This window comes from Kluyvera ascorbata ATCC 33433, assembly GCF_000735365.1.
GTDB lineage: Bacteria > Pseudomonadota > Gammaproteobacteria > Enterobacterales > Enterobacteriaceae > Kluyvera > Kluyvera ascorbata.
Genome location: NZ_JMPL01000072.1, coordinates 1 through 21,907, shown reverse-complemented (window position 1 = coordinate 21,907; position 21,907 = coordinate 1). Strand labels below are relative to the sequence as shown.

13 protein-coding genes are annotated in these 21,907 nt (G+C 57.5%); 11 read left to right on the top strand and 2 right to left on the bottom strand.

Translation table 11 applies throughout. From position 1 onward, the window contains the following. The 6 genes from GKAS_RS15865 to GKAS_RS15840 form a co-directional block, all read left to right on the top strand. Positions 1-755 (top strand): CmpA/NrtA family ABC transporter substrate-binding protein (locus tag GKAS_RS15865; RefSeq protein ID WP_035895599.1); only part of this gene is annotated, 755 nt, incomplete at its 5' end. Between the two features lies 1 nt (position 756). Next, positions 757-1,632, top strand: coding sequence for a nitrate ABC transporter permease (ntrB, locus tag GKAS_RS15860; protein ID WP_051910777.1), 876 nt, complete (start codon positions 757-759; stop codon positions 1,630-1,632). Between the two features lie 9 nt (positions 1,633-1,641). Continuing rightward, complete coding sequence (locus GKAS_RS15855) at positions 1,642-2,430, top strand: ABC transporter ATP-binding protein (RefSeq protein ID WP_035895592.1); 789 nt, start codon at positions 1,642-1,644, stop codon at positions 2,428-2,430. A 9-nt stretch (positions 2,431-2,439) separates the two neighbouring features. Further along, entirely contained in the window at positions 2,440-6,504 is a 4,065-nt protein-coding gene (nirB, locus tag GKAS_RS15850) for a nitrite reductase large subunit NirB (protein ID WP_081918562.1), read from the top strand. Further along, positions 6,501-9,107: a nitrate reductase gene (locus GKAS_RS15845; RefSeq protein WP_035895591.1), complete on the top strand. Its 2,607-nt coding sequence runs from the start codon at positions 6,501-6,503 to the stop codon at positions 9,105-9,107. Before nirB ends, GKAS_RS15845 begins: the two co-directional genes overlap by 4 nt. A 115-nt stretch (positions 9,108-9,222) precedes the next feature. Beyond that, positions 9,223-10,626 (top strand): YchO/YchP family invasin, encoded by a 1,404-nt coding sequence (locus GKAS_RS15840; protein ID WP_072011417.1) that lies wholly within the window; start codon positions 9,223-9,225, stop codon positions 10,624-10,626. 9 nt (positions 10,627-10,635) lie between these two features. On the opposite strand, the gene narL is transcribed toward GKAS_RS15840, so the two are convergent. Both narL and narX read right to left on the bottom strand, forming a co-directional pair. Further along, entirely contained in the window at positions 10,636-11,286 is a 651-nt protein-coding gene (gene narL, locus GKAS_RS15835; protein WP_035895589.1) for a two-component system response regulator NarL, read from the bottom strand. After that, complete coding sequence (gene narX / locus GKAS_RS15830; RefSeq protein WP_035895587.1) at positions 11,279-13,078, bottom strand: nitrate/nitrite two-component system sensor histidine kinase NarX; 1,800 nt, start codon at positions 13,076-13,078, stop codon at positions 11,279-11,281. Before narX ends, narL begins: the two co-directional genes overlap by 8 nt. Before the next feature lie 311 nt (positions 13,079-13,389). On the opposite strand from narX, the gene GKAS_RS15825 reads away from it, so the two are divergent. From GKAS_RS15825 to narI, 5 genes are all read left to right on the top strand, one after another. After that, on the top strand, positions 13,390-14,781 hold the full coding sequence (locus GKAS_RS15825; protein ID WP_035895585.1) for a NarK family nitrate/nitrite MFS transporter: 1,392 nt from the start codon (positions 13,390-13,392) through the stop codon (positions 14,779-14,781). Positions 14,782-15,174: 393 nt separating this feature from the next. Continuing rightward, the gene (locus GKAS_RS15820; RefSeq protein ID WP_035895583.1) at positions 15,175-18,918 is read left to right on the top strand and encodes a nitrate reductase subunit alpha; all 3,744 of its coding nucleotides are present in this window, start codon (positions 15,175-15,177) and stop codon (positions 18,916-18,918) included. Next, positions 18,915-20,453: a nitrate reductase subunit beta gene (narH, locus tag GKAS_RS15815; RefSeq protein ID WP_035895582.1), complete on the top strand. Its 1,539-nt coding sequence runs from the start codon at positions 18,915-18,917 to the stop codon at positions 20,451-20,453. The genes GKAS_RS15820 and narH overlap by 4 nt, the downstream gene beginning before the upstream one ends. Further along, positions 20,450-21,160, top strand: coding sequence for a nitrate reductase molybdenum cofactor assembly chaperone (narJ, locus tag GKAS_RS15810; RefSeq protein WP_035895581.1), 711 nt, complete (start codon positions 20,450-20,452; stop codon positions 21,158-21,160). The genes narH and narJ overlap by 4 nt, the downstream gene beginning before the upstream one ends. Beyond that, the gene (gene narI / locus GKAS_RS15805) at positions 21,160-21,837 is read left to right on the top strand and encodes a respiratory nitrate reductase subunit gamma (protein ID WP_035895580.1); all 678 of its coding nucleotides are present in this window, start codon (positions 21,160-21,162) and stop codon (positions 21,835-21,837) included. Before narJ ends, narI begins: the two co-directional genes overlap by 1 nt. Positions 21,838-21,907 lie beyond the last annotated feature (70 nt).

Below are 21,907 nucleotides of genomic sequence, written 5' to 3'. Positions count from 1 at the left end.
CCGGCACCCATGCCATGTGGCTCTATTACTGGCTGGCGAGCGGCGGGATCAACCCGTTTGACGATGTACGCACGGTGGTGGTGCCGCCACCGCAGATGGTGATGAACATGCGCATCGGCAACATGGTGGGGTTCTGCGTTGGCGAGCCGTGGAACGCTCGCGCCATTAACGACCGTATCGGTTTCACCGCTGCCACCAGCCAGGATATCTGGCCGGAGCACCCGGAAAAAGTCCTCGGCACGCGCCGCGATTGGGTAGAGCAAAACCCGAATACCGCGCGCGCGCTGGTGGCCGCGCTGATGGATGCCGCCCGCTGGATTGACGCCTCTGACGATAACAAACGCGAAACCGCGCAGATCCTCGCTCACCGCGGTTGGCTCAACACCAAAGAACAGTACCTCACCGGGCGGATGCTCGGTGCTTATGACAACGGCATCGGCCGCCGCTGGCAGGATGCGCACCCGATGCGCTTCTTTGAACAGGGGGAGGTGAGCTACCCGTGGCTTTCCGACGGCATGTGGTTCTTAACCCAGTTCCGCCGCTGGGGGCTGCTGAAGAGTGACCCGGACTATCTGGCGGTCGCTCAGCGTATTAACCGCATTGATGTCTGGAAAGAGGCGGCGCAGGCGGTTGGTGGCATTGCCATTCCGACCCAGACCCTGCGCAGCAGCACGTTAATCGACGGTTCTGTCTGGAACGGGGCTGACCCCGCTGCATACGCCCGCAGTTTTGCCATTCAACGTATAGGGGCATGAGATGAATACCAAAACGAAACCTATTGACGCGCCGACTCCGGCAGGAGAAGTGATTGCCATGCCGCCAGTGCAGGTTCGCCGTAGACCGCCTGCGCTGCGCCGCCATCTTCGTGAACTCGCAGAGCGCACTATTCCGGCGGTGCTGGGGCTGGGCCTGCTGGTGCTGCTCTGGCAACTGGCTGCGGTGAACAGCAAAGGTTTTCCAACGCCGCTCAGTACCCTGGATTCGGCGATAACCCTCTTTTCTGACCCGTTCTACAACAACGGCCCCAATGACGTCGGCGTGGGCTGGAACGTGCTGGCCTCTTTACAGCGCGTGGCGGTGGGCTTTGGTCTCGCGGCGCTGGCGGGTATACCGCTTGGTTTCCTGATTGGTCGCTTTACCTTTGCTTCACGGATGTTCACCCCGCTGATTGCGCTGCTGCGTCCGGTCAGCCCGCTGGCCTGGCTGCCGATTGGCCTGCTGCTGTTCCAGAAAGCGGAACCAGCATCGAGTTGGACGATTTTCATCTGCTCCATCTGGCCGATGGTGATAAACACCGCCGAAGGGGTGCGTCGCATTCCGCAGGACTACCTCAACGTGGCGCGAGTGCTGAACCTCTCCGAGTGGACGGTGATGTGCAAAATCCTCTTCCCGGCGGTGTTGCCGTCGGTGCTCACCGGGGTTCGTTTGTCGATTGGTATCGCCTGGCTGGTCATTGTGGCCGCCGAAATGCTCACCGGCGGGCTGGGTATCGGTTTTTGGATCTGGAACGAGTGGAACAACCTCAACGTCGAAAACATCCTTATCGCTATCGTCATTATCGGCGTAGTGGGGCTGCTGCTGGAGCAAGGGCTGATGCTGATTGCACGCCGTTTTAGCTGGCAAGAGAAATAGGAGCACATCATGAAACCATTAATTCAGGTGCAGGCCGTGAGCCAGCGTTTTCATACCGCCAGCGGCGAGTTTCTGGCCTTACAGAACGTCTCTTTTGATATTCACGAAGGGGAGACCGTCAGCCTGATTGGCCATTCGGGCTGCGGTAAATCGACGCTGCTCAACCTGATTGCCGGTATTACCCTGCCGACCGAAGGCGGGCTGCTGTGCGATAACCGCGAAATTGCCGGACCGGGGCCGGAGCGGGCGGTGGTGTTCCAGAACCACTCGCTGCTGCCGTGGCTCACCTGCTTTGACAACGTGGCGCTGGCGGTGGAACAGGTGTTTCGCCACACCATGAACAAAGCGGAGCGCCGGGAGTGGATTGCGCACAACCTCGAACGCGTCCAGATGGGCCACGCGATGCAAAAACGCCCCGGTGAAACTTCGGGCGGCATGAAGCAACGCGTCGGCATTGCGCGTGCGCTGGCGATGAAGCCAAAGGTGCTGCTGATGGATGAGCCGTTTGGCGCGCTGGATGCGTTGACCCGCGCCCATCTTCAGGACTCCGTAATGCAAATCCAGCAGTCGCTGAACACTACCATCGTGCTGATTACCCACGACGTTGATGAAGCGGTGCTGCTCTCTGATCGGGTCATGATGATGACCAACGGCCCGGCGGCTACGGTGGGCGAAGTGCTGGAGGTGAATCTACCGCGTCCGCGTAACCGCGTGCAGCTGGCGGATGACGGCCGTTATCACCACCTGCGCCAGCAGATCCTCCACTTCCTTTACGAAAAACAGCCGAAAGCGGCGTAAGGGGCTTCTATGCGGCGACTAGTGATGATTGGCAACGGGATGGCGGCGACCCGGCTGGCGGAAAAGCTGGTCACGAGCGCGCCGGGGGAATTTGCCATCACCCTTATCGGCGACGAGCCGCATCCGGCCTATAGCCGCATTCAGCTTTCTCCGGTGCTGGGTGGCGAAAAGGATTTTAACCAGACGCTGCTACAACCGGCGCAGTGGTATCTCGACCATCACATCACGCTGTGCCTTGGTGAAACGGTGCTGGCGGTTGACGTACAGGCGCGGCGTGTCACCACTACCCAGCGCGAGCTGGAATGGGATGAGCTGGTGTTTACCTGCGGCTCGCAAGCTTTTCTGCCGCCGCTGCCGGGTATTGACCTGCCGCACGTTTTTGCCTTCCGCACTCTCGCCGACGTGGAGGCGATTCTGGCCACGCCGGGCGATGCGGTGGTGATTGGCGGCGGAGTGCTCGGCGTGGAAGCTGCCGCCGCGCTGCGCTTAAGAGGTGACAATGTCACTTTGGTGCATCGCAGCGAACGACTGATGGAGCAGCAGTTAGACGAGATGGCGGGCGAACTGTTGGCCCAGCGATTAACGGAGCGTGGCATCGGATGTGAACTGGGTGCGGGTATCGCACAGATTACCCCAGACGCGGTGGTGTTAAACAACGGACGTGCCATTGCGGCAACCCGCGTGGTGATGGCAACCGGTGTCCGTCCCAACATTGCGCTGGCGCAGCGGGCCGGTATCCCTTGCCAGCGCGGGATAGTTGTCAACCGCCAGCTTGAGACGGGCATTCCCGGCGTCAGCGCTATTGGGGAATGCTGTGAGATTGACGGACAAACCTTCGGCCTGGTGGCTCCCTGCATGCAGCAGGCGGACGTCCTGGCAGCAAGGCTCTGCGGCAGCCCGCAAGCAGATTTCCACTGGCAGGATCGCGGTACCCGTCTGAAGGTGACGGGGATTGACCTGTTCAGCGCCGGGCGGGTTCAGGCCATCGACGGAGATAGCCAGTGGTCCTCATATGACCCGCAGACCGGGCACTATCGGCAGTTGCTGGTGGCAAACGGTCAGCTGGCCGGAGTCCTGCTGCTTGGCGACTGCACCAGCGCCGCCACCTTTACCGATTTATTGCATACCGTCCAGCCCGCGCAGGCGAGCTGGATATTCGACCCCTTTACCACGCAGCCATCGGCTGCAGGAACGCAAACCATGACAAAACCAACATTAGCGGTCGTCGGGCACGGGATGGTCGGCCACCATTTTCTTGAGCAGTGTGTCAGCCACCAGTTGCATGAACAGTACCAGATTGTCGTGCTGGGCGAAGAGCGCTATGCCGCCTACGACCGTGTGCATTTATCCGAGTATTTTGCCGGTCGCAGCGCCGAGTCGCTTTCGATGGTAGAGGGCGATTTCTTTGCCGATAACGGCATCGAACTGCGGTTGTCGCAGGTGGTTACGGCCATTGATCGTGAGGCGAGAGTCGTTCGCAATGCCGAGGGCCATGAGCTGCATTGGGATAAGCTGGTGCTGGCTACCGGCTCGTATCCGTTCGTGCCGCCCATTCCCGGTAATTCGTTGCCGGGGTGTTTTGTCTACCGTACCCTGGACGGTCTTGATGCCATTGCCGCCCGTGCCAAAACGGCCAGCCGTGGCGTGGTGATCGGCGGCGGTCTGTTGGGGCTTGAGGCCGCTAACGCCCTGCGTCAGCTGGGGCTGGACACCCACGTGGTGGAGTTCGCGCCGAATCTGATGGCGATGCAGTTGGATAACGGCGGTGCCGCTATGCTGCGGGAAAAAATCACCGAACTTGGCGTGAGCGTACACACCAGCAAAGCCACCACCGAGATTCGCCAGACGGAAGCAGGGCTTACGCTAAAGTTTGCCGACGGTGAAAGCCTGACGACCGACATGGTGGTGTTCTCGGCAGGGATTCGCCCGCAGGACGCGCTGGCGCGCAGTAGCGGTATTGTCCTGGGCGAGCGCGGCGGTATTGCCATTGATAACCAGTGTCGTACCTCCGATGATGATATTTTCGCCATCGGCGAATGCGCGCTGTGGGATAACAAAATTTATGGTCTGGTGGCCCCTGGCTACCAGATGGCAAGAGTCGCCGCAGCGACGCTTGCGGGTGAAGCGAGTGAATTCAGCGGGGCGGATATGAGCACCAAGCTCAAGCTGCTCGGCGTTGACGTTGCCTCGTTTGGCGATGCCCACGGGCGCACGCCGGGTAGCCAGAGCTATCAGTGGATCCACGGCCCGGAGCAAATCTATAAGAAGATTGTGGTCAGCGCTGACGGCAAAACGTTGCTCGGCGGCGTGCTGGTAGGGGATGCCAGTGACTACGCCACGCTGCTGCAAATGATGCTCAACGATATAGCGCTGCCGCCTCGCCCGGAATCCTTGATTTTACCGGCGCTGGAAGGCAGTGCGCCGAAAACGCTCGGCGTCGCGGCGCTGCCGGATAGCGCGCAGATCTGCTCCTGTCACAACGTCAGCAAAGGCGATATTTGCCAGGCGGTGAGCAATGGCGCCAGCGAAATGGGGGCGATAAAAAGCTGTACCAAAGCGGCGACCGGCTGCGGTGGCTGTAGCGCGCTGGTCAAACAGGTGATGGAGTATCAGTTGGCGCAGCAGGGCGTGGAGGTGAAAAAGGACATCTGCGAACACTTCCCGTACTCACGCCAGGAGATTTATCACCTGGTGCGGGTCAACCGCATTCACACCTTTGAGCAACTGATTGCCCGCTATGGTCACGGCGACGGCTGCGAAATCTGTAAACCGCTGGTGGGGTCGGTGCTGGCATCCTGCTGGAATGAATATCTGCTTAAACCGGCGCATCTACCGCTACAGGACACCAACGACCGCTATTTCGCCAATATCCAGAAAGACGGCACCTACTCCGTGGTGCCTCGTATGCCTGCCGGTGAGGTGACGCCGGACGGGCTGATAGCCATTGGGCAGATAGCCAAACGCTACGCGCTGTATAGCAAAATCACCGGCGGCCAGCGTATTGACCTGTTTGGCGCGCGATTAGAGCAGCTGCCTGCTATCTGGCATGAGCTGGTGGAGGCCGGGTTTGAGACCGGTCATGCCTACGGCAAGTCGCTGCGCACGGTGAAATCCTGCGTCGGCTCGACCTGGTGTCGCTACGGGGTGCAGGATTCCACCGGGCTCGCGGTGACGCTGGAGCATCGTTACAAAGGGCTGCGCGCGCCGCATAAAATTAAAATGGCGGTCTCCGGCTGTACCCGCGAGTGCGCTGAAGCGCAGGGCAAAGATGTAGGGGTGATTGCCACCGACAAGGGCTGGAACCTTTATTTATGCGGCAACGGCGGCATGAAACCGCGCCATGCGGATCTGTTTGCCAGCGACCTTGATGACGCGACGCTGCTGCGCACCATTGACCGATTCCTGATGTTTTACATCCGCACCGCCGACCGATTGCAGCGTACCAGCACCTGGATGGATAACCTGGAGGGCGGGCTGGACTATCTGCGTCGCGTGATCGTCGACGATGCTCTGGGTATCGGCGAAGAGCTGGAGCAGGAGATGGCCCGCGTTATCGACAGCTATCAGTGCGAATGGCAAACCACCCTGAACGACCCGCAGCGGTTGATGCTGTTCCGCTCCTTCGTCAACAGCGATACGCCGGATGAAGCGGTACAACGTGAATCCGTTCGCGGTCAGCCGCAGCGGGTTCCGGTCTCAACGAAGCCGGCAGCGGTAGGCCATGCTAAGCCGTGGCAGGCGATTTGCCTGCTGGAAGATATTCCCGCGCAGGCCGGGATTGGCGCTCGCCTGGGCGACATGCAGATAGCGCTGTTTCGTCTTAATGGTCACGTTTACGCGCTGGATAATCTGGAGCCCGGCAGTCAGGCCAACGTGTTGTCGCGAGGGCTGCTGGGGGATGCCAGCGGCGAGCCTATCGTTATCTCACCGCTTTATAAGCAGCGCATTCGTCTGCGTGACGGTCGCCATTCCGAGAGCGGTGAGCCGGTGGTACGCGCCTGGCCGGTGAAAATTGAAGGTGGCACCGTGTGGGTAAGCAACCAGGAACTGGTGATGCGCGCGGAGGCCTCATGACAGAGACCCGGACAACCTGTCCTTACTGCGGCGTTGGCTGCGGGGTAGTAGCAAGCGTGGTTGATGGCGCGGTGAGCGTTCGGGGTGATAGCGAGCATCCGGCAAACGTTGGCCGCCTGTGCGTGAAAGGGGCTGCATTGGGCGAAACGACCGGTCTGGAGGGGCGTCTGCTGCATCCGTCCGTTGACGGGCAGCAGGCGAACTGGGAGCGGGCGCTGGATGTTGCCGGTGAGCGGTTACGGGCGATTATCAATGAACACGGCCCGCAGGCGGTGGCGTTTTATGCCTCCGGGCAGTTGCTGACCGAGGATTACTACGCGGCCAATAAGTTGATGAAAGGATTTATCGGCGCGGCGAATATCGATACCAACTCGCGTCTCTGTATGTCGTCGGCGGTGACCGGCTATAAACGCGCGTGGGGTGCCGACGTGGTGCCGTGCAGCTATGAGGACGTAGAGCGCAGCGACCTCGTGGTGCTGGTGGGCTCCAACGCCGCCTGGGCCCACCCGGTGCTCTATCAACGTCTGGTGCAGGCGAAGCAGCAAAACCCGCAGATGAAGGTGGTGGTTATTGATCCTCGACGCACCGCGACCTGCGATATTGCCGACCGCCATCTGGCGATTGCTCCCGGCACGGATGCCGGATTATTTGTTGGGCTGCTGCGCGCCATCGCCGAGTGCGGCGCAAGGCTGGACGATTTTACCGATGCGCCCGCCGCGCTGGAGGCGGCACAGCCCTGGAACGTTGCGCGCGTGGCGGCGTTTTGCGGGCTGCCATTAGCTGAGGTTGCCGCGTTTTATCAGGACTTTATTGCCGCGCCCAGGGCCATCACGCTCTACACCATGGGAATTAACCAATCCTCCAGCGGCAGCGATAAATGCAATGCCATTATTAACGTCCACCTTGCCAGCGGTAAGTTCGGCCGCGAAGGCTGTGGCCCGTTTTCGCTGACCGGGCAGCCAAATGCCATGGGCGGCCGTGAAGTGGGCGGGTTGGCAACCATGCTGGCGGCGCATATGAATTTTGAGCCTGCCGACCTCGCCCGGGTAGCGCGATTCTGGGGTACTGAACGGCTGGCGCAAACGCCGGGACTGATGGCGGTGGATCTCTTTGCCGCTATCGGGCGCGGTGAGGTGAAAGCGGTATGGATTATGGGGACTAACCCGGCGGTATCGCTGCCGGACAGCCATGCGGTGAGCCAGGCCCTGAAGCGCTGCGAGCTGGTGATCATCTCTGAAATTTCGGCCCATACGGAAACTTCGCGTTATGCGCACATCCGTTTTCCGGCGCTGGGGTGGGGGGAGAAAAACGGTACCGTGACCAATTCAGAGCGCCGAATCTCGCGTCAGCGGGCGTTTTTGCCTGCTCCCGGTGAGGCTCGCGCGGATTGGTGGATTATCGCCCGCGTCGCCCAGCATCTGGGATATGGTGAGGCTTTTGCCTGGCAGCATCCGCACGAGGTCTTTAGTGAACATGCCGCGCTCTCTGGGTTTGAAAATGAAGGTAAGCGAGCGTTTGATATCAGCGGGCTTGCCGAATTAAGCCGTGAAGCGTGGGATAATCTTGCGCCGGTACGCTGGCCGGTTAGCCGCCACGCCCACACCTTGGATCTCAAGCGAGGCTGGCGTGCCGACGCACGTGTACGCATGCTACCCGTCTCGCCACGCGGGATGCAGGCTCAGGCCCAGGCACTTTATCCACTTATTCTTAACAGCGGGCGTATCCGCGACCAGTGGCACACCATGACGCGCACCGGTAGCGTGCCAAAACTGATGCAGCATATCTCGCAGCCCATTGTCGAAGTGGCGCCGCAAGATGCCCAGCATTTCGGTCTACAACAAGGAGGTCTCTCACGGATAAGCTCGCTGCACGGCGTAATGGTGGCAAAAGTCGTGGTGACAGATAGCCAGCGTCGCGGTTCGCTGTTTACGCCGATGCACTGGAACAACTGCTTTGCCCGCCAGGGGAAAGTCAACGGCCTGGTGGCACCGGTGGTGGACCCGCACTCCGGACAGCCGGAAAGTAAACAAACGGCGGTGCGTATCGCCCCCTGGCAACCTGCATGGCAGGGCGAGCTCTATTCCCGTGATGAAGTGCCGTTAGCGGGGCATGTGACCTGGTGGCGAAAAGCCGCAACCGGGCTGCACCATCTCACGCTCTGCAGCGATCGTCTTATTGAGCAGGATATTCTGGTCTGGTGTCAGCAGCACGGCTGGCAGGTACAGGTGGCGAATGCTGGGGATCTCTGGCATTTATTGGCGTGGCAGGGCGAGCAGTTGATGCTGGGGTTCTGGAGTAGCCACCGGCTGCCGGAAGTGGACGACTCGCTGGTGTGCAGGGCGTTTAGCGAAGCGCCGCAGACGCTTGCGGACCGTCATGCGCTGCTGAGCGGTCAGGATCTGGCACGACCGGCGGTAGGGAAAATTGTTTGCAGCTGTTTCAGCGTTGGTGAAAAAACCATCCTTGACGCGATTGAAAAACAGGGTTGCCGCACGGCGGGCGAACTGGGTGAACGGCTGAAATGCGGCACCAACTGCGGCTCCTGCGTGCCAGAGCTTAAAGCATTACTGGCAAGTACGACGATAAAAGTGACGGTTTTATAACCTTCAGGCAATTCCTGGAATAAGGGGCAAAGGCTGAACCCTCCCGGTAAAGGGGTTAAACTGATGAGCCTGGGGCTGGTTTTTTCCAGTCTGCTTTGAAGCTGGCTATGGGGTTGTGGTTTTGTCTTTGCGTTTTTACTCGTCATTTTTGGTGTTGCTGGTGTTGACCGTGGGCAGCGCGCGTGCGCGAACGTCGTTCGTCGAAGAGGCGGAGCACCCCTTCGATAATCCGGCTGATAGCCTGCCGGACCTCGCCATCACTCCGGAAAATCATGATGCAGAGAAACATTTTGCCGAGATGGTGAAAGCCTTTGGCGAAGCCAGCATGACCGATAACGGCCTGGATACCGGCGAGCAGGCGCGGCTGTTTGCACTGACGCAGTTGCAGGATAAGGTCAACGGTCAGATGAACCAGCAGTTGGAAAGCTGGCTATCTCCCTGGGGGAATACCAATATTCAGCTGCTGGTGGACGGCCAGGGGAAGATGACCGGCAGCCACGGCAGTTGGTTTGTGCCGCTGCAGGATAATACGCATTATCTCACCTGGAGCCAGTTTGGTCTGACCCAGCAGGACGATGGGCTGGTGGGGAATCTGGGGTTAGGGCAGCGTTGGGTCGCCGGGCAGTGGCTGCTTGGCTATAACACCTTTTATGACAGCCTGCTGGATGCCAACCTTAACCGCGGCGGGCTGGGCGCGGAGGCCTGGGGCGAAAACCTACGCTTTTCTGCCAACTACTATTACCCACTCCACGATTGGCAGAACACGGGCACGACGCTGCAACAGCGTATGGCTCGCGGCTACGATCTAACGGCGCAGGCCTGGATACCCGCTTATAACCATATCAACACCAGCCTGAGCGTCGAGCAATACTTTGGCGACAGCGTTGACCTGTTCCGCAGCGGTACGGGCTACCGTAACCCGGTCGCGGTCTCCCTTGGCCTTAACTATACCCCGGTGCCGTTATTCACCTTCAGCGCCCAGCATAAGCAGGGAGAGAGTGGGGTAAACCAGAACAATCTCGGCATGAAGGTTAACTATCGTTTCGGCGTGCCGTTGAAGAAGCAGCTTGCCGCCGACGAAGTGGCGCAAACCCGTACGCTGCGTGGCAGCCGCTACGATGCGCCGGAGCGCAACAATTTGCCGGTGATGGAATTCCGCCAGCGTAAAAGCCTGAGCGTCTATCTGGCAACGCCGCCGTGGGATCTGACCGGGTATGAGACGGTTGAGCTTAAACTCCAGGTGCGGGATGAATACGGCGTGAAATCATTAAGCTGGCAAGGGGACACGGCGGCACTAAGCCTGACGCCGCCGGCATCCAATGCCAGCACCGATGGCTGGAGTATTATTATGCCGGCCTGGGATCCGACGGAGGGTGCCAGCAATACCTGGCATCTGTCGGTCATTGTGGAAGATAACAAAGGGCAGCGCGTCACCTCGAATGAGATAACGCTGGCGCTGACCGAACCTGTCGTCAGCTTTGCCCCGCAGGGCAATAGCTGGTTGGACATGGCGCCATAGCGGCAACGGTCAGAAAATACGTTCCTGGTGTACCCATACGGCGGCTTCGACGCGGGATTTCAGCTTCATTTTCTTCAGCATGTGCTTCACGTGAACCTTCACGGTGCTTTCCGTGATGTCCAGACGGCGGGCAATCATCTTGTTCGGCAGGCCCTGGGCGATCAGTTTGAGAATATCGCGCTCACGCGGGGTCAACTGGTTGATGTCGCGATCGGAAGTCGCGCGGTTGGCGCGCAGGCTGGCGGCCAGCACGGGCGTTAATGCTTCACTTAATACCATTTCACCGGCGGCAGCTTGTTGCAGGGCTTTCAGCAGATCTTCCGGTTCCATATCTTTCAGCAGATAGCCATCAGCACCGCGTTTGAGGGCCGTGACCACGTCTTCTTCATGGTTGGACACGCTGAACACCACCACGCGGCCAGACAGTGATTTCTCACGCAGCTTGTCGAGGGTTTCGAGGCCGTTCATGCCTGGCATGTTGAGATCGAGCAGAATCAGATCGGGATCGAGGGTTTCTGCCAGTTCAATTCCTTGTTCACCATTGCTGGCTTCGCCTACAACCTGAATATCTGATGCCATACTGACCAGTTGTTTCACGCCGGTACGCAGCATAGGATGATCGTCAATTAACAGGATAGTAGCCCGTTCCTGATTACTCATGAGTATCTCCTTGGGGAGTAGAAAGCGATTGTTCGGGGACAAACGTAACCACGACTTCAGTGCCGCCGCTTTCACGACGACGAACCTGGCAATCGCCACGCAGGCTTTGTGCGCGGTCACGCATAATAATGAGGCCATAATGGTTGCTGCGTTCAGCGTGCAGCGGGACGCCGCAGCCGTTGTCGGCCACCACCAGTTTGACCTGGTTGTTTTGTTGGGTAACGCTGACTTTGACTTCTGTCGCCTGCGAGTGCTTAAGCGCGTTGCTTAAGGCTTCGCGGGCAATCTGCAGCAGGTGAATCGCCTGGTGCGATGGCACGCAGCGTGGCGGCAGTTGATAGTCGAGCTGCACCGGGAAGCCGAAATGGCTGCTGTACTCCTGGCAGCTGTCCTCCAGCGCCGGACGCAGGCCAGACTCGGTCAGCTTCAGACGGAAGGTGGTCAGCAGTTCGCGCAGCTGCGCCCACGAGGTGTTTAGCTCATTGCGCACCTGGCTTAGCAGTTCGCGACTTTCCGCAGACGACTGCTCTTTTTGCATCATTTGCAAACAACTGACCTGCATCTTCATGCAGGAGAGCGACTGGGCGATGGAATCGTGAAGTTCGCGGGCAATCGTTGAGCGCTCTTCCATCACGATCAATTGCTGCTGGCGCTCGAGCTGTTTATCCAGCGCCAGCGTTGAGGTGATTTGCTCGAGTAGGGTATCAACCAACTGTTGCTGATCGTGGCTTAGCTCGCGGCCGTGCGGCAGGGTCGCCAGCAGGATGCCGTACTGGTTGCGCGGGTCGGTCAGCCGCCATTTCAGCGTGATGCCGTCATGCGGTGCGGTATCGACGTCGCGCGGGCAAAGATAACAGCCTCTGTCGTCGCACTCCCAGCCGGAGTGGCAGCTGAATTCCTGATGGTTATCTTCGTCTTCGGTATCGTAAACCCGGACTTCAATTTCCCGCAGCGGGGTCAGTTCCTGGAGGCCGTTCAGCACCGGAGAGATGCGTTCACACAGCGGCACGCTGGAATGCAGTCGGCGGTTAGCCTGCCACAGGAAAGAGAGGATCGCATTTTTCTGCTCCAGCCCGGCGGTTTTCTCCTGTACACGACGCTCCAGCGAGGCATAGCTCTCCGCTAGCTCGGCGGACATATTGTTCAGCGCCATGCCAAGGGTGGCCATTTCGTTGCGGCCACTGATTTGCGCGCGATGGGTAAAATCGCGATGGCTGATGGCTTCGGCCATGCGTAGCAACTGTCGCCACGGGTGCAGCAGCCGGGTGCGTAGCCAGAAGACGGTGAAGATAAGCAATACCGCCATGAAAAAGGCCATCAGTCGGTGCATCCATACCACGTGAGTGATGCGCTGTTCGGTGGTGTGATCGAAGACGGTGACCAGTTGGTCTATACGGTTCACAAAGCCGGTAAGATCGCTGGCGACTTCATCCGGATTGCTCGCCTGACTAATATCCGGTGCCAGATGCTTCAGCCAGTATTGCTGGAGTTCTTGAAGCTGCTTCACCTGGCCATCGCGTTCAGCGGCCAGCTGTAATTGCGGGCTGAAGACGGTTTTCTGCATCTCGTCAAACAGCACATCGTCGTCCTTATCCACCGGAATAGCGGCCAGCAGGCGATAGCTCTGCATACGCAGCGAACCGGCCTGGTTGATGGCATGGGCGCTACCCTGCACGCCGTTCACCAGGCGTGCGGAAATCATCATACTTGCCACGCCAATAAGGGTAGACAGCAGTACGATGAGGGCCAGTTGATTCACCAGCGTGAGTGGTGTAAAAAAACGTCTAAACATGGTGCGATAAGGCTCCTGACGGAAAACTCTCCGGCGAGTGGCGTTATTTTCGACTATCGCCTGGAGTATACCCATACCCATAAAGAGTTACCCCTTTATTTCCATCATAGTTGAGGTGCTGAGGGTAGAGGAGTATGAGCGTAACAGCCACGTGAAATAACAGGTTTTTTTAACCATAAAAATCTACCCATAAAGGGTGATGATTTATTTTTAAGCAATATAATGCCAACTTTTCCTTTGATTTATATCAACTTACCGCGCGGTGTAAACCCTAATGTGGCAGGGGTTGATATTAATAATCAGAGGTGTCTATGAGTCACTCCACTGCCCCGGAAAGGGCAACCGGCGCTGTCATTACCGACTGGCGTCCGGAAGATCCGGCATTCTGGCAGGAACGCGGTCATCGCGTCGCTAGCCGGAACCTGTGGATTTCAGTTCCGTGCTTGCTGCTCGCATTCTGCGTCTGGATGTTGTTCAGTGCCGTTGCGGTCAATTTACCAAAAGTGGGCTTCCAGTTTACAACCGACCAGCTGTTCATGCTGACCGCGTTGCCTTCCGTTTCCGGCGCACTGCTGCGCGTACCGTATTCTTTCATGGTACCGCTGGTGGGTGGCCGTCGCTGGACCGCGTTCAGCACCGGGATCCTTATCATTCCTTGCTTATGGCTGGGCTTTGCCGTTCAGGACACCTCCACGCCGTTTAGCACCTTCATCATTATCTCTCTGCTGTGCGGCTTTGCGGGTGCAAACTTCGCCTCCAGTATGGCGAACATTAGCTTCTTCTTCCCGAAAGCGAAGCAGGGCGGTGCGCTCGGCCTCAACGGCGGCCTCGGCAATATGGGCGTGAGCATGATGCAGCTGGTGGCTCCACTGGCGGTTTCTCTCTCTATCTTCGCGGTATTTGGTAGCCATGGCGTGACGCAGCCGGACGGCAGCGAGCTGTTTCTGGCAAACGCGGCGTGGATCTGGGTACCGTTCCTGGCCATCTTCACCGTAGCGGCCTGGTTTGGCATGAACGAACTGGCGACGTCGAAAGCGTCTTTGAAAGAGCAGTTGCCGGTGCTGAAACGTGGTCATCTGTGGATCATGAGCTTGCTGTATCTGGCCACTTTCGGTTCGTTTATCGGCTTCTCGGCCGGTTTTGCGATGCTGTCAAAAACCCAGTTCCCGGAAATTCAGATCCTGCATTACGCCTTCTTCGGTCCGTTTATCGGTGCGCTGGCGCGTTCTGCCGGTGGGGCGATTTCCGACCGTCTGGGCGGGACCCGCGTGACGCTGATTAACTTTATCCTGATGGCGGTATTCAGTGCGCTGCTGTTCATGACCCTGCCAGATAACGGCGTAGGCGGTAACTTCATCGCCTTCTACGGTGTCTTCCTGGCGCTGTTCCTGACCGCCGGTCTGGGGAGTGGTTCCACCTTCCAGATGATTTCCGTTATCTTCCGTAAGCTGACAATGGATCGAGTGAAAGCCGAAGGCGGTTCTGACGAGAAAGCGATGCGCGAAGCGGCAACCGATACGGCGGCAGCGTTGGGCTTTATCTCGGCGATCGGTGCCATCGGCGGCTTCTTTATTCCGAAAGCGTTCGGTACCTCTCTGGAATTAACCGGCTCACCGGCTGGCGCGATGAAAGTATTCCTCGTGTTTTATATTGTTTGCGTCGTGGTGACCTGGGCGGTATACGGCCGTAAAGCGAAAAAATAACGGATTACGTTATTTCTGAATAAGGGCGCGAGGTTTCGCGCCTTTATTTTTATCTCTACTTAGTTACAACATACTATTGGTGTTTTTCATTAGTCTGGCATCGTGCCCGGCAAGGATGAGGCCTTGCAAGAAAGGCTCTACCCCTTAATACCGCCGGGGCTTATTTTTACATCTTGAAATATGCGGTTTTCGTAAAAAATCCTTAATTTACAGATGGTTGAAAAATAAGAATGCGTACCACCTTGGTGGTATGTGCTATTTCTGTGGCATTTGTTAAGCAAAGCCACCTTGATCGTTATCAATTCCCTACACCTTTCAGCGCGTTAACTTCGCTGCAAATTCAGCAATGTCGATTTATCAGAGAGCCGACAGGCTCCAAACAGGAGAGACCCGATGAGTAAATTCCTGGACCGGTTTCGCTACTTTAAACAGAAGGGCGAAACATTTGCCGATGGGCACGGACAGATTCTAGATACCAACCGGGATTGGGAAGATGGATACCGCCAGCGCTGGCAGCATGACAAGGTTGTGCGTTCAACGCACGGCGTAAACTGCACCGGTTCCTGTAGCTGGAAAATTTATGTCAAAAACGGTCTGGTTACCTGGGAAACCCAGCAGACTGACTATCCGCGCACCCGTCCGGATCTGCCTAACCATGAACCTCGCGGCTGTCCGCGTGGGGCGAGCTATTCCTGGTACCTCTATAGCGCCAACCGTCTGAAATACCCGCTGATGCGTAAACGCCTGATGAAAATGTGGCGTGAAGCGAAAAAACTGCACAGCGATCCGGTTGATGCCTGGGCATCCATTATTGAAGATGCCGACAAAGCGAAAAGCTTCAAACAAGCACGTGGCCGCGGTGGCTTCGTTCGTTCCTCCTGGCAGGAAGTGAACGAACTGATTGCCGCGTCCAACGTTTACACCGTGAAAACCTACGGCCCAGACCGCGTGGCAGGCTTCTCACCAATTCCGGCGATGTCGATGGTCTCCTACGCCTCTGGTGCACGTTACCTTTCCCTGATTGGCGGTACATGTCTGAGCTTCTACGATTGGTACTGTGACCTGCCGCCTGCTTCTCCGCAGACTTGGGGTGAGCAGACTGACGTTCCAGAATCCGCCGACTGGTATAACTCAAGCTACATCATCGCCTGGGGTTCAAACGTTCCGCAGACGCGTACTCCTGATGCCCACTTCTTTACCGAAGTTCGCTATAAAGGCACCAAAACCGTTGCTATTACGCCAGACTACGCTGAAATCGCTAAACTCTGCGACCTGTGGTTAGCACCGAAACAGGGTACCGATGCGGCCATGGCGCTGGCCATGGGCCACGTGATGCTGCGTGAATTCCACCTCGATAAGCCGAGCCAGTACTTCACCGATTACGTTCGCCGCTATACCGACATGCCAATGCTGGTAATGCTGGAAGAGCGTGACGGCTTCTACGCCGCGGGTCGTATGCTGCGCGCAGCGGATCTGGTTGATGGTCTGGGTCAGGAAGAGCATCCAGAATGGAAAACCGTCGCCTTTGATGAAAAAGGCGAGATGATCGCGCCAAACGGTTCTATCGGTTACCGCTGGGGCGATAAAGGTAAGTGGAACCTCGAACAGCGCGACGGCAAGACCGGCGAAGAGGTTGAGCTGCGCCTCAGCTTGCTGGGCAGCCATGACGATGTTGCACAGGTTGGCTTCCCGTACTTTGGCGGCGACGGCACCGAACACTTCGCCAGCGTAGAACTGGAAAATATTCTGCTGCACAAACTGCCGGTGAAACGCCTGCAGCTGGCAGACGGCAGCACCGCGCTGGTGACCACCGTTTATGACCTGACTATGGCTAACTACGGCCTGGAACGCGGTCTGAACGATGAAAACTGCGCAACCAGCTACGAAGATATTAAAGCGTACACCCCGGCGTGGGCTGAGAAAATCACCGGTGTATCCAGCGCGCAGATCGTCCGTATCGCGCGTGAGTTCGCCGATAACGCCGATAAGACGCATGGTCGTTCGATGATCATCGTCGGTGCCGGTCTGAACCACTGGTACCACCTCGATATGAACTATCGTGGTCTGATTAACATGCTGGTGTTCTGCGGCTGTGTCGGTCAGAGCGGCGGCGGCTGGGCGCACTACGTGGGCCAGGAAAAACTGCGTCCGCAGACCGGCTGGCAGCCGCTAGCGTTTGCCCTTGACTGGCAGCGTCCGGCTCGTCACATGAACAGTACGTCCTACTTCTATAACCACTCCAGCCAATGGCGCTATGAGTCGGTTACTGCACAGGAACTGCTGTCACCGCTGGCGGATAAATCTCGCTATACCGGTCACCTGCTGGACTTCAACGTGCGTGCTGAACGCATGGGCTGGCTGCCGTCTGCTCCGCAGTTAGGCACTAACCCGCTGCGTATCGCCGATGAAGCGAAGAAAGCGGGCATGACGCCAGTGGACTACACCGTTAAAGCGTTGAAAGAAGGTTCTATCCGCTTTGCCGCGGAACAGCCGGAAAACGGTAAAAACCACCCGCGTAACCTGTTCATCTGGCGTTCGAACCTGCTGGGCTCTTCCGGTAAAGGTCACGAATACATGCTGAAGTACCTGTTGGGTACCGAGCACGGTATTCAGGGGATGGATCTTGGCAAGCAGGGCGGCGTGAAGCCGGAAGAAGTGGAATGGCAGGATAACGGCCTCGACGGCAAGCTGGATCTGGTGGTGACGCTGGACTTCCGTCTGTCGAGCACCTGTCTGTACTCCGACATCGTGCTGCCTACCGCGACCTGGTATGAAAAAGACGATATGAATACTTCGGATATGCATCCGTTTATTCACCCGCTGTCAGCCGCCGTTGACCCAGCCTGGGAATCAAAAAGCGACTGGGAAATCTACAAAGGCATCGCGAAGAAATTCTCCGAAGTCTGCGTGGGGCACCTTGGTAAAGAAACCGACGTGGTGACCCTGCCAATCCAGCACGACTCCGCTGCCGAACTGGCACAGCCGTTAGACGTGAAGGACTGGAAAAAAGGTGAATGCGACCTGATTCCTGGCAAAACCGCACCGCACATTATTCCAGTTGAGCGTGACTACCCGGCAACCTATGAACGCTTTACCTCCATCGGCCCATTGATGGAAAAAATCGGTAACGGCGGTAAAGGGATTGCCTGGAACACCCAGAGCGAAATGGACTTGCTGCGTAAGCTCAATTACACCAAGGCAGAGGGCCCGGCGAAAGGCCAGCCAATGCTGGATACGGCGATTGATGCTGCAGAGATGATCCTCACCCTGGCGCCGGAAACCAACGGTCAGGTCGCGGTGAAAGCCTGGGCAGCGCTCAGCGAGTTTACCGGTCGCGACCATACGCACCTGGCGCTCAACAAAGAAGACGAAAAAATTCGCTTCCGTGATATTCAGGCGCAGCCGCGCAAGATTATCTCCAGCCCAACCTGGTCCGGTCTGGAAGACGAACACGTCTCTTACAACGCTGGCTATACCAACGTTCACGAGCTGATTCCATGGCGTACGCTGTCTGGTCGTCAGTCGCTGTATCAGGATCACCAATGGATGCGTGACTTCGGTGAAAGCCTGCTGGTTTACCGTCCGCCTATCGACACCCGCTCGGTGAAAGAGGTGATGGGTAAGAAATCCAACGGTTACCCAGAGAAGGCGCTGAACTTCCTGACGCCGCACCAGAAATGGGGCATTCACTCTACTTACAGCGACAACCTGCTGATGCTGACCTTAGGTCGTGGCGGCCCGGTCGTGTGGATGAGTGAAGAAGATGCCAAAGAGATCGGTATTGAAGACAACGACTGGATTGAAGTCTTCAACAACAACGGTGCGCTGACCGCGCGTGCGGTAGTCAGCCAGCGTGTACCGGCCGGGATGACCATGATGTACCACGCGCAGGAACGTATCGTGAACCTGCCGGGTTCAGAAATTACCGGTCAGCGCGGCGGTATCCATAACTCGGTGACCCGCATTACGCCGAAACCGACCCATATGATCGGTGGCTATGCGCACCTGGCCTACGGCTTTAACTACTACGGTACCGTCGGTTCAAACCGTGATGAGTTCGTTGTGGTACGTAAGATGAAGAACATTAACTGGTTGGATGGCGAAGGCAATGACCAGGTACAGGAGAGCGTAAAATGAAAATTCGTTCACAAGTCGGCATGGTGCTGAATCTCGATAAATGCATCGGCTGTCATACCTGCTCAGTCACCTGTAAAAACGTCTGGACCAGCCGTGAAGGGACCGAGTACGCATGGTTCAACAACGTTGAAACCAAGCCGGGCACCGGTTTCCCGACCGACTGGGAAGATCAGGAGAAATACAAAGGCGGTTGGATACGTAAAATCAACGGCAAACTGGTGCCGCGCATGGGTAACAAAGCGCTGCTGCTGGGTAAAATCTTCGCTAACCCGCATCTTCCGGGTCTGGATGATTACTACGAACCGTTTGATTTTGACTACCAGACGCTGCACAACGCGCCGGCTGATAGCAAGGCGCAGCCGATTGCTCGTCCACGCTCGCTGATTACCGGCAAGCGCATGGACAAAATCACCAAGGGCCCGAACTGGGAAGACGACCTCGGCGGTGAGTTCGAGAAGCTGTCGAAAGACAAAAACTTCGAGAACATGCAGAAGGCAATGTACGGCCAGTTCGAAAACACCTTCATGATGTATCTGCCGCGTCTGTGCGAGCACTGCCTGAATCCGGCGTGTGTCGCCACTTGCCCGAGCGGTGCAATTTACAAGCGTGAAGAAGATGGCATCGTACTGATCGATCAGGATAAGTGTCGCGGCTGGCGTATGTGCATCACCGGCTGCCCGTACAAAAAAATCTACTTCAACTGGAAGAGCGGCAAGTCTGAAAAATGCATCTTCTGCTATCCGCGTATTGAAGCGGGTCAGCCGACCGTGTGTTCAGAAACCTGCGTGGGCCGTATTCGTTACCTCGGCGTGCTGCTGTATGACGCGGATGCCATTGAAACCGCTGCAAGCACCGAGAACGAGAAAGACCTGTATCAGCGTCAGCTGGACGTGTTCCTCGATCCGAATGATCCGAAAGTGATCGAGCAGGCGCAGAAAGACGGTATCCCGCTGAGCGTCATTGATGCAGCACAGAAATCGCCGGTTTATAAAATGGCGATGGACTGGAAGCTAGCGCTGCCGCTGCACCCGGAATACCGCACGCTGCCGATGGTCTGGTACGTGCCACCGCTGTCACCGATTCAGTCCGCAGCCGATGCGGGTGAACTGGGCAGCAACGGCATCCTGCCGGACGTGGAAAGCCTGCGTATCCCGGTTCAGTACCTGGCAAACCTGCTGACCGCAGGTGACACCCAACCGGTACTGCTGGCGCTGAAACGTATGCTGGCGATGCGCCACTTCAAACGTACCGAGACCGTTGACGGTGTGATTGATACTCGCGCGCTGGAAGAGGTCGGTCTGACCGAAGCGCAGGCGCAGGAAATGTACCGTTACCTGGCGATTGCCAACTACGAAGATCGTTTCGTGGTTCCAAGCAGTCACCGTGAACAAGCGCGCGACGCGTTCCCAGAGAAAAACGGTTGTGGCTTTAGCTTCGGCGATGGCTGCCACGGTTCGGACAGCAAGTTCAACCTGTTCAACAGCCGTCGTATTGATTCTGTGGATGTGAGCAGCAAAACGGAGCCACACGCATGATTGAACTCGTGGTGATTTCACGTCTCCTTGAGTACCCGGATGCTGCCTTATGGCAGCATCAAGGCGAACTCTTTGACGTTCTGTCTGAATCAGAAAAACTGGAAAAAGCAGATGCCCAGGCTCTGGGCGTTTTCCTGCGCGATTTAACCGCGCAGGATCTGCTGGATGCTCAGGCTGCCTACAGTGAGCTGTTTGACCGCGGCCGTGCGACGTCACTGCTGCTGTTTGAACACGTGCATGGCGAATCCCGCGACCGTGGGCAGGCGATGGTCGATCTGCTGAATCAGTACGAGCAGCATGGTCTGGTTCTCGATAGCCGCGAGCTGCCGGACCACCTGCCGCTGTATCTGGAGTACCTGGCGCAGCTGCCAGAGAGCGAAGCGATTGGCGGCTTGCAGGACATTGCGCCGATTCTGGCGCTGCTCTGCGCGCGTCTGCAACAGCGTGAGAGTCGTTATGCGGTGCTGTTTGAGCAGTTGCTGAAGCTCGCGAACAGCGCGGTTGATGAAGCGAAAGTGGCGGAAAAAATTGCCGACGAAGCCCGCGATGATACGCCTCAGGCGCTGGATGCGGTGTGGGAAGAAGAGCAGGTGAAATTCTTTGCCGACCAGGGCTGTGGTGACTCGGAAATTACTAACCACCAGCGTCGTTTTGCCGGTGCCGTGGCCCCGCAATATCTGAATATCTCTAACGGAGGACAGCAATAATGCACTTCCTGAATATGTTCTTCTTCGACATTTATCCGTACATTGCGGGTTCTGTCTTCCTGATTGGCAGCTGGCTACGTTACGACTACGGCCAGTACACCTGGCGCGCCGCGTCCAGCCAGATGCTGGATCGCAAAGGGATGAACCTCGCATCTAACCTGTTCCACCTTGGGATCCTGGGCGTGTTCGCCGGCCACTTCCTGGGCATGCTGACGCCACACTGGATGTATGAAGCATGGCTGCCGTTGGAAGTAAAACAGAAGATGGCGATGTTTGGCGGTGGCGCGGCTGGCTTGATGTGTCTGGTCGGCGGTGTTCTGTTACTTAAGCGCCGTCTGTTCAGCCCACGCGTACGTGCCACGACGACCGGTGCTGACATCCTGGTGCTGTCCGTTCTGGTTATCCAATGTGCGCTGGGTCTGCTGACGATTCCGTTCTCTGCGCAGCATATGGACGGTAGCGAGATGATGAAACTGGTTGGTTGGGCGCAGTCCGTGGTGACCTTCCACGGCGGCGCTTCCGCACACCTGGACGGCGTGGCGTTTATCTACCGTATGCACCTGGTGCTGGGTATGACGCTGTTCCTGCTGTTCCCATTCTCGCGCCTGGTGCACATCTGGAGCGTGCCGGTCGAGTATTTGACCCGCAAGTATCAGATTGTTCGTGCGCGCCATTAATAGGGCGTAGTGACGTGCTAAACCCCGCTTCGGCGGGGTTTTTTGTTTGTGCAGCCTATTCCCCGGCGGC

Coding starts and splice junctions, on each gene's coding strand:
- ntrB (WP_051910777.1), top strand. CDS start 757: ATGAATACCAAAACGAAACCTATTGACGCGCCGACTCCGGCAGGAGAA.
- GKAS_RS15855 (WP_035895592.1), top strand. CDS start 1,642: ATGAAACCATTAATTCAGGTGCAGGCCGTGAGCCAGCGTTTTCATACC.
- nirB (WP_081918562.1), top strand. CDS start 2,440: ATGCGGCGACTAGTGATGATTGGCAACGGGATGGCGGCGACCCGGCTG.
- GKAS_RS15845 (WP_035895591.1), top strand. CDS start 6,501: ATGACAGAGACCCGGACAACCTGTCCTTACTGCGGCGTTGGCTGCGGG.
- narL (WP_035895589.1), bottom strand. CDS start 11,286: ATGAGTAATCAGGAACGGGCTACTATCCTGTTAATTGACGATCATCCT.
- narX (WP_035895587.1), bottom strand. CDS start 13,078: ATGTTTAGACGTTTTTTTACACCACTCACGCTGGTGAATCAACTGGCC.
- GKAS_RS15825 (WP_035895585.1), top strand. CDS start 13,390: ATGAGTCACTCCACTGCCCCGGAAAGGGCAACCGGCGCTGTCATTACC.
- GKAS_RS15820 (WP_035895583.1), top strand. CDS start 15,175: ATGAGTAAATTCCTGGACCGGTTTCGCTACTTTAAACAGAAGGGCGAA.
- narH (WP_035895582.1), top strand. CDS start 18,915: ATGAAAATTCGTTCACAAGTCGGCATGGTGCTGAATCTCGATAAATGC.
- narJ (WP_035895581.1), top strand. CDS start 20,450: ATGATTGAACTCGTGGTGATTTCACGTCTCCTTGAGTACCCGGATGCT.
- narI (WP_035895580.1), top strand. CDS start 21,160: ATGCACTTCCTGAATATGTTCTTCTTCGACATTTATCCGTACATTGCG.